The 7,808-nt window shown below is 72.0% G+C and carries 7 protein-coding genes and 2 pseudogenes; all 9 read right to left on the reverse strand.

Translation table 11 applies throughout. The annotated features are described in order from the left end of the window. Positions 1 to 13: 13 nt before the first annotated feature. Entirely contained in the window at positions 14 to 1,141 is a 1,128-nt protein-coding gene (locus ACZ49B_RS37260; protein WP_468315209.1) for an LLM class flavin-dependent oxidoreductase, read from the reverse strand. Between the two features lie 9 nt (positions 1,142 to 1,150). Next, positions 1,151 to 1,327: a hypothetical protein gene (locus ACZ49B_RS37265; RefSeq protein WP_468315211.1), complete on the reverse strand. Its 177-nt coding sequence runs from the start codon at positions 1,325 to 1,327 to the stop codon at positions 1,151 to 1,153. Continuing rightward, a pseudogene (locus ACZ49B_RS37270) lies at positions 1,327 to 1,485 on the reverse strand (LLM class flavin-dependent oxidoreductase); the annotation flags it as partial. The pseudogene ACZ49B_RS37270 and the gene ACZ49B_RS37265, both read right to left, overlap by 1 nt. Next, complete coding sequence (locus ACZ49B_RS37275) at positions 1,482 to 2,864, reverse strand: NtaA/DmoA family FMN-dependent monooxygenase (protein ID WP_468315214.1); 1,383 nt, start codon at positions 2,862 to 2,864, stop codon at positions 1,482 to 1,484. The pseudogene ACZ49B_RS37270 and the gene ACZ49B_RS37275, both read right to left, overlap by 4 nt. Before the next feature lie 22 nt (positions 2,865 to 2,886). Further along, positions 2,887 to 4,113, reverse strand: coding sequence for an LLM class flavin-dependent oxidoreductase (locus ACZ49B_RS37280; protein WP_468315227.1), 1,227 nt, complete (start codon positions 4,111 to 4,113; stop codon positions 2,887 to 2,889). A gap of 173 nt (positions 4,114 to 4,286) precedes the next feature. Beyond that, a pseudogene (locus ACZ49B_RS37285) lies at positions 4,287 to 4,907 on the reverse strand (GNAT family N-acetyltransferase); the annotation flags it as partial. A 42-nt stretch (positions 4,908 to 4,949) separates the two neighbouring features. Continuing rightward, positions 4,950 to 5,972, reverse strand: coding sequence for an ABC transporter substrate-binding protein (locus ACZ49B_RS37290; protein ID WP_468315217.1), 1,023 nt, complete (start codon positions 5,970 to 5,972; stop codon positions 4,950 to 4,952). Between the two features lie 91 nt (positions 5,973 to 6,063). Next, positions 6,064 to 6,840 carry an amino acid ABC transporter ATP-binding protein gene (locus ACZ49B_RS37295; RefSeq protein WP_468315219.1) on the reverse strand — a complete coding sequence of 259 codons (777 nt, stop codon included), beginning with the start codon at positions 6,838 to 6,840 and terminating at the stop codon, positions 6,064 to 6,066. After that, a partial coding sequence (locus ACZ49B_RS37300; RefSeq protein WP_468315221.1) for an amino acid ABC transporter permease occupies positions 6,837 to 7,808 on the reverse strand: 972 nt, incomplete at its 5' end. The genes ACZ49B_RS37295 and ACZ49B_RS37300, both read right to left, overlap by 4 nt.

A 7,808-nucleotide genomic window follows, 5' to 3' on the forward strand; every position in this document is an offset into this window, starting at 1 on the left:
CGGGCCGGCGCCCTCAGCGACGCCGCCACTCCTCGGCCAGCAGGTGGTACGAGCGGACCCGGTCCGCGTGGTCGTGCGTGATGGTGGTGATCAGCAACTCGTCGGCGCCGGTGGCCTCCTGGAGCCGCTCCAGGTGATCGGCGACGGTGGGCGGCGAGCCGACGAACCGGGTGTCCAGCCGGTCGGCCACCAGGGCGCGGTCCGCGTCCGACCACGGCAGGGCGCGCGCCTCGGCCGGGGTGGGGTAGGGGATGGCGCCCTCGGCGGTGCGGATGCTGCGCACCCAGGGCGCGTATCCGAGGGCCAGCTCGCGGGCCGTCTCGTCGTCCTCGGCGACGACGACGTCGGCGGACACCGTCACGTAAGGCCGGTCCAGTTCGGCGGACGGTTTGAAGGCAGCCCGGTAACCTTCGGCCGCCTCCAGCACCGAAGCCGGGCTGACGTGGTAATTCGCTGTGAACCGCAGCCCGTTGCGGCCCGCGGTCTCCGCGCTGACGCCGCCGCTGCTGCCCAGGATCCACACCTGTACGTCGGCCCCCTCTCCCGGGACGGCGTGCGCCTCCACCCCCTCCGGGGAGCGGTAGTCGCCCCGCAGCAGGGCGAGGACGTCGTCGACCTGCTCGGCGTAGTCCTGCGGCTGGGCGCCGGGCAGGTTCAGCAGCCTCTGCTGGAGCGCGACGCGCGGATGGCCCAGCAGGTGCTCGAAGGAGAACCGGGGCGGGATGCGCAGCCCGTTCGGGGTGTACCCGTCCACGACCGGGGTGGCGGGCGGCGCCGGCTCCCCGGACCGCGACGGCGGCCGGCCGGCCGAGCGGCCGAGGCCGAGGTCCAGACGTCCGGGGTGCAGTGCATCGATCAGGCCGAACTCCTCCACCGTGGACAGCGCGGTGCGGTGCCCGAGCTGGACGGCGCCGGAGCCGAGCCGGATGGTCGAGGTGGCGGAAGCGGTCAGGGCCAGGACGACCGCCGGCGAGGTCCCGGCCACCCCCGGATTGAGGTGGTGTTCGGCGAACCAGTAGCGGGCGTAGCCGAAGGCCTCCGTCTGCCGGGCGAGGTCGATGCTGTGGCGCAGGGCCTCGGCGGCGGTGGAACCGGACGGGATCGGGACGAGGTCGAGGACCCCGAGGGGGATGCCGGACATGGCGGCTCCTTACAGGTCAGGGAAGGAAGGGTCGGGGATCTCGCGGCGCAGCACCGGGGCGATCCGCGACTGGAAGAGTTCGAGTGAGGCACGGTGCTCCTCGGGGGTGAGCCCGCCCGGCTCCGCCTGGAGGTGCAAGGCCGTGTGGCGGAAGGCCTCGTGGTAGCGGTGGACCTCCTCCGTCACCTGCCGTGGCGCTCGCCCACCCCGAAGCCGTCGAAGCCGAGCTCCTCGGCGAGCAGCGCGGCGGCGACCACCTCGCGAAACCGTTCACGGGTGGGTGTGGGGGCGCCCGTCACCGGATCCGCGGAGTCCGTGATCAGGGTGATGGGCAGGAACTTCATGATCCCGTGGCTTGCCGGGCCGCCGGGTCGGCGCCGGGTACGGCGAGGCCGAGGTGGTCGCGCAGGGTGGTGCCCTCGTATTCGGTGCGGAAGACGCCGCGCTCCTGGAGCAGCGGGACGACGGTGTCGGCGAAGACGTCCAGGCCGCCCGGGGTGATGTGCGGGACGAGGATGAAGCCGTCGGCCGCGTCCTCCTGCACCAGGTCGTTGATCGACTCCGCGATGGTGGCGGCGGAGCCGACGAAGGTCTGGCCGGCGGTGGTGGCGATGACGAGCTCTCGGATCGACAGGTTCTTGGCCTCGGCGAGCTCGCGCCACTGCCGGGCGGTCTCGAGCGGGTCGCGGAACTGGCGGACGCTCGCCCGGCCGAGGGCGATGGTGTTCTCGCCGATCGCGGGGTCGATGTCGGGCAGCGGGCCGTCCGGGTCGTAGGCGGACAGGTCGCGGTTCCAGACGTGCTCCAGGTACTTGATCGCGGTCTGCCCGCTGACCTGGAGGCGGCGGACCTCGTGCGCGGCCTCGTGCGCCTCGGCGTCGGTGTCGCCGAGGACGAAGGTGGCCGCGGGCAGGATCTTCAACTGGTCCGGTGAGCGACCGTACTTGGCAAGGCGGTCCTTGACGTCGGCGTAGAACTTCCGCCCCTCGTCGAGCGTCCCGTACCGGCCGAAGATCGCGTCGGCACTGGAGGCGGCGAACTCGCGGCCCTCGTCGGAGTCGCCCGCCTGGAAGACCACCGGCCGGCCCTGGGGGCTGCGCGGCACGTTGAAGTGGCCCTCGATGTCGAAATGGTGTCCCCAGTGGGAGAAGGAACCGGCCTCGGCGTCCCGCAGGAAGGTGCCGGAGACGGGGTCGGCGACGACCTCGGTGCCGTCCCAGGAGTCGAACAGCTCGGTCGCGGTGGCCAGGAACTCCTTCGCGCGGGAGTAGCGCTCCTCACGCGGCAGGAAGCCGCCGCGCCGGAAGTTCTCGCCGGTGAAGGCGTCCCAGGAGGTGACGACGTTCCATGCGGCCCGGCCTGCGGAGAGGTGGTCCAGCGAGGCGAATTGGCGCGCCACCTCGTAGGGCTCGTTGAAGGTGGAGTTGATCGTTCCGGTCAGGCCGAGGCGTTCGGTGACGGCTGCCAGGGCGGCGAGCACCGTGAAGGTGTCGGGACGCCCGACGACGTCCAGGTCGTAGATCTTTCCGCCCTGTTCACGCAGCCGCAGCCCCTCGGCGAGGAAGAGGAAGTCGAACTTGGCCCGTTCGGCGGTCCGCGCGAAGTGGACGAACGAGTCGAAGTCGATGTGGCTGCCGGCCGCCGGGTCGCTCCACACGGTGGTGTTGTTGACGCCCGGGAAGTGGGCCGCGAGATGGATCTGCTTCAGCGGCTTGCTGCTCATGGTGGTCCTTCCGGATCCGGGATCAGGCGGCGGGGTGGGCGGCATAGCGGCCGGCGGGGCGCTCCAGGCCCAGCAGTCCGCGCAGGGTGTCCGCCTCGTAGGCGCGGCGGAACACCCCGCGCCGCTGGAGTTCCGGAACCAGCCCCCGGGTGATCGCGGGCAGGTCGTGGGCGAGGACGCCCGGCCGCAGCCGGAAGCCCGACAGGCCGGCCGTACGCCAGTCCTGGAGCAGGTCCGCCAGCTGCGCGGAAGTCCCGGTGAAGATCGCCGCGTCACTGCCGTACGGGGCTCCCGCGAGCGCGTCGAGGCGTTCCTTGCGGGCTTCGGCCGCCGGGGCGTCCTCGTCCAGGAACACGGTGAGGTCCGCGAAGAGGTGCAGCGGCTGCGCCGCGGGTCCGGTGGACTCCCGGGCCTGCCGGATCTCCGTGACGGCGCTGCGTGCCTCGTCGGCGTCGCCCACCGCGAGGTAACCGACGTCCGCGGACCGGGCGATGAGGCCGTGCGCCGCGCTGCCGCCGGGGGCACCGGGGGCGCCGGAAGCACTCACGACCGGCTGACCCTGCGGCGGGCGGGGGGTGATCGACGGTCCTCTGACCTTGAAGTGGCGGCCTTCGAAGTCGATGTAGTGCAGCTTGTCACGGTCGACGAACCGGCCGGTGGCCACGTCGCGGATCTCCGCGTCGTCGTCCCAGCTGTCCCATAGCCGCCGGATCACCTCGATGTGGTCGGCCGCCTCCACATACGCCTCCGCATCGGGGAGCGGGGCCGCCCGGCGTCCGAAGTGCCGCGCTTCATGGGCCAGTTGCGAGACCTGCACGCGCAGTCCCGCACGTCCGCGACTCACGTAGTCCAGGGTGGCGATCGCCTTGGAGATGTGGAAGGGCTCGGTGTGGGTGGCGGTCACGGTAGGGACCAGCCCGATGTTCCGGGTCAGCGGTGCGACGCGGGCGGCGGTGAGCACCGCGTCCAGCCGCCCGCGCACCTGGTCCGTGCGCCCGTCGGGCCCGTCCGCCGAGGTGGACTGGAGGGCGAGGGAGTCCTCGAAGGTGACGAAGTCGAGCAGTCCGGCTTCGGCCTCGGCGACGGCATCGGCCCAGTAGCGGGCCGTGTAGAGCTCGCCGGGCCGGGCGCCCGGCTCCCGCCATGCGGCGGGGTGCCAGCCCGCGCCGTCGAGCGCGACGGCGAGGTGCAGCGGTACGGGGGAGGCTGCCGGGAATCCGAAGGCGGATTCCGATGCGGATGCGGGCAGGGATGAGGACACGTCGAATTACGCCTTCCTGATCGGCCGTGCGAAAAGGAGGCCGATGCGCGTAGCGAATGTGAGGGCGTAGGAGAGGGAGGAGCGGAAAGAGGAAAGGGCCCGTCACCGATATCTCCTGGGAACGCTACGCCCGATAGCGATGCCATACAATGACCGGAATATTAAGACGAGTTGGCAATGGTGTTGCCGGGCGCGCGGACCGCCATGAAGGACGGGCGGCGGCGCAGGGTGAAGCCGATCGACTCGTACAGCCGGATCGCGGTCGTGTTGCTCGCGGCCGCGTGGAGGAACGGGACGTCACCGCGCTCCCGGATGCCGGCTGCGACGGCGCGGACCAGGCGCGTCGCCAGCCCCCTGCCCCTGTGCCCGGGGTGGGTGCACACCGCGCTGATCTCGGTCCAGCCGGGCGGGCGCAGCCGCTCCCCGGCCATCGCGACCAGCCGGCCCCGGTGGCGGATGCCGAGGTACGTGCCCAGCTCGACGGTGCGGGGCAGGAAGGGTCCGGGCTTCGTGAGCTCGATCAGGCCGAGGATCTCGGGTACGTCGCGGGGTCCCAGCCGGACCGCCTCGGGAGCGGGTTCGGCGCGCAGGGAGGTGTCGACCAGCTGGACGCCGGGGATCGAGCCGACGGTCTCCCGGCCGTCGGGCGGGGTCAGCCGGCCGGCGAGCGAGGCGATCCCGCCGTCGCCGACCAGCCCGTGCAGGTCGGCCCACGCTTGCGGGTCGGCCGGGTCCGCGAGGGCCGCGAACGGTGCGACGTCCGGGCGATGGCGGGCGGCGCGTGAGGAGGCGGGACCGCTCCGGGGGCGGGCCGCCCGGGGGTTTCAGGAGTTGGTGAGCGGGAGGCCCGGCGGGTTGACTTCCGAGGTGATCACGGCCTCGTCGGACAGGTTCCAGGCGGCGAGGACCTGCCCGTACTGGCCGTTCTTGATCAGATGGTTGATCGCCTCGGCCACCGGCTTGGCCAGCCCACTGTCCTTCTTCGCGGTCGCGGCGATCAGGCCCTGGAGCGTCTCACCCGCCCCGGAGAAGGAACCCGCGTTGCGGGTGGGAGCGTTGCCGCCGGCCGTCTGCGTGACGTGGTAGGCGATGGACGGGTTCGGGCCGAAGCTGAGGTCGATCTTCTTGCCGCTCAGGGCCAGGTAGGTGCTGTTGGCGTCGGGAAAGTACTTGACAGTGAGGTCCTTGCCGTCCGCCTGGAGCTTCTTCTGCCACTCCAGCAGGATCTTCTCCTGGTTGGTGCCGGAACTGACCGCCACCGTCTTGCCCGCCAGGTTGTGGTGGTCGCCGCCGAAGTTCCAGGGGTTGTCCTTCAGCGCCTCGAAGGCCAGGTTGTCCTGCCGGTAGGAGGCGAAGTCGTACTTCTTCCTGCGCTCCTCCGTGACCGTGACGTTCGTGAAGGCCACGTCCACCTTGCCGCTGTCGATGCCGACGAAAAGGTTCTCCCAGGTGGAGTTCCTGACCACCGGCTTGAGCCCGAGTACGGCGGCCACCAGCCGGCCGAGGTCCGGTTCCACCCCGGTCAGGGTCTTCTGGTCGGTGCCCGTGTACCCGAGCGGTGGGGAGCCGGACGGCAGCGTGCTCACGCCGAGGACCAGCTCACCGCGGTCGCGGACGGCCGCCGGCAGCTGCGCCCGCAGGGCTTCCACGGCGGGGACGGTCAGCTCGGACTCCCGGGCGGCGCCGTTGGACACGGCGCCGACGGTGACCTTGTTCCCACCCGCCCCGGTGTCCTTGGCATCGGCATCGCCGCCGCACGCGGTGAGGCCGGAGGCGAGGGCCACGGTGGCGGTCGCGGCGCCGAGGCCGCGGAGGAGTCTGGAGCGCAGGGAACGTCGGCGTTGCATGGTGTTCCTTTCCGGTTCGGGAAGGGCGGGGGACAGCATGGGACGGGGGCGGGGGCGGGGGCAGGGCAGGGGCGGTTCGGGGGCGTCGGCGTCAGAGCACCTTGCTCAGGAACTCCCGCGTACGGGCGTGGGCGGGCCGGTCCAGCACCTGTTCGGGTGGGCCCTGTTCGACGATGCGGCCGTCGTCGAGGAAGACGACCTCGTCGGCCACCTCGCGGGCGAAGCCGATCTCGTGGGTGACGATGACCAGCGTGGTGCCCCCGGTGGCCAGGTCCTTGATCACGGACAGCACCTCGCCGACGAGTTCGGGGTCGAGTGCGGAGGTGGGTTCGTCGAAGAGGATCACTCCGGGACGCAGCGCGAGGGCGCGGGCGATGGCCACGCGCTGCTGCTGACCGCCGGACAGCTGCCGCGGAAAGGCGCCGGTCCGGTCGCCGAGCCCGACGCGCTCCAGGAGTTCTCGCGCCAGGGCTCGAGCCTGCGGGCGCGGCAGCCTGCCGGTGGCCACGGGGGCCGCCGCGACGTTGTCCAGCACCGTCAGGTGCGGGAAGAGGTTGAAGTTCTGGAAGACGAAGCCGATCCGGCCGCGCTGGGCGAGGATCGCCCGCTCGCTCAGCTCCCTCAGCTGCCCGCCCTGCCGTTGGACGCCGATCAGCTCGCCGCCCGCGCTGACGTACCCGGCCTCGGGTTTCTCCAGGTGGTTGATGACCCGCAGCAGGGTGGACTTGCCGGAGCCGGAGCGGCCCAGGACCGCGGTGACCGTCCCCGGGCGCAGCGTCAGGCTCACCCCGTTCAGGACCTTCCGGCCTCCGTACGACTTGTGCACCTCGTGGACCTCGATCGCGGCGGGCCGCGTGGCGGTGGTCATCGCGCGGTCTCCTTCCGGAAGCGGGCCAGAAGCTCGCGCAGGCCCGCCCGGGTCCGCTGCAGGGGGGTGGGCGGTACGGTGCGCAGGGCGCCGCGGGCGTAGTACCGCTCGACGTAGAACTGGACGACCGAGAGGAGGCTGGTGAGGGCCACGTACCAGAAGGTGGCCACCAGCAGCAGCGGCACCACGTCGCCGGAGTAGGTGCTGCCGAGGCTCTGCACCGTGCCGAACAGGTCGAGCAGCGAGACGTAGAAGACCAGCGAGGTGGCCTTGACGAGCCCGATCAGCAGGTTGACGTAGGCGGGGACGATGGAGCGCAGCGCCTGGGGGAAGACGATCCGGGCGAACTGGTACCGCTTGGGCAGTCCCAGCGCGGCCGCCGCCTCGTGCTGACCCTGGTCGACGGAGAGCACTCCGGCCCGGACCACTTCGGCCGCGTAGGCCGCTTCGCTCAGGCTCAGTCCCACGACCGCCACCATCATGTCGGTGGCCAGCCGGGACTCGTCGAAGGTGAAGAAGGCCGGTCCGAAGGGCACCCCGATGCTCAGCGTGGGGTAGAGGGCGCTCAGGTTGTACAGGAAGAGCAGGACCACGATGAGCGGCACCGAGCGCAGCAGCCAGATGTACGTCCAGCTCACCGACCGCAGTACGGGGTTCGCGGACAGCCGGCCGAGGGCGAGCAGGATGCCGCCCGCCAGGCCCAGGACCGCGCTGTACGCGGCCACCTGGAGGGTGATGGACAGGCCCTCCAGGATGACCGGCCGGAAGAACCAGTACGCGAAGCGGTCCCACTGGTAGAAGGGATTGGTCAACAGCCCGTGGGCGGCCTGGGAGACCAGCACCAGCACGATGACGGTGGCGATCCACCGCCCGGGCCGGGGGGGGGGGGGGGGGGGGGGGGGGGGGGGGGGGGGGGGGGGGGGGGGGGGGGGGGGGGGGGGGGGGGGGGGGGGGGGGGGGGGGGGGGG

It is taken from the genome of Streptomyces sp. NPDC031132, assembly GCF_055570595.1.

Coding starts and splice junctions, on each gene's coding strand:
- ACZ49B_RS37275 (WP_468315214.1), bottom strand. CDS start 2,864: ATGAGCAGCAAGCCGCTGAAGCAGATCCATCTCGCGGCCCACTTCCCG.
- ACZ49B_RS37290 (WP_468315217.1), bottom strand. CDS start 5,972: ATGCAACGCCGACGTTCCCTGCGCTCCAGACTCCTCCGCGGCCTCGGC.
- ACZ49B_RS37260 (WP_468315209.1), bottom strand. CDS start 1,141: ATGTCCGGCATCCCCCTCGGGGTCCTCGACCTCGTCCCGATCCCGTCC.
- ACZ49B_RS37295 (WP_468315219.1), bottom strand. CDS start 6,840: ATGACCACCGCCACGCGGCCCGCCGCGATCGAGGTCCACGAGGTGCAC.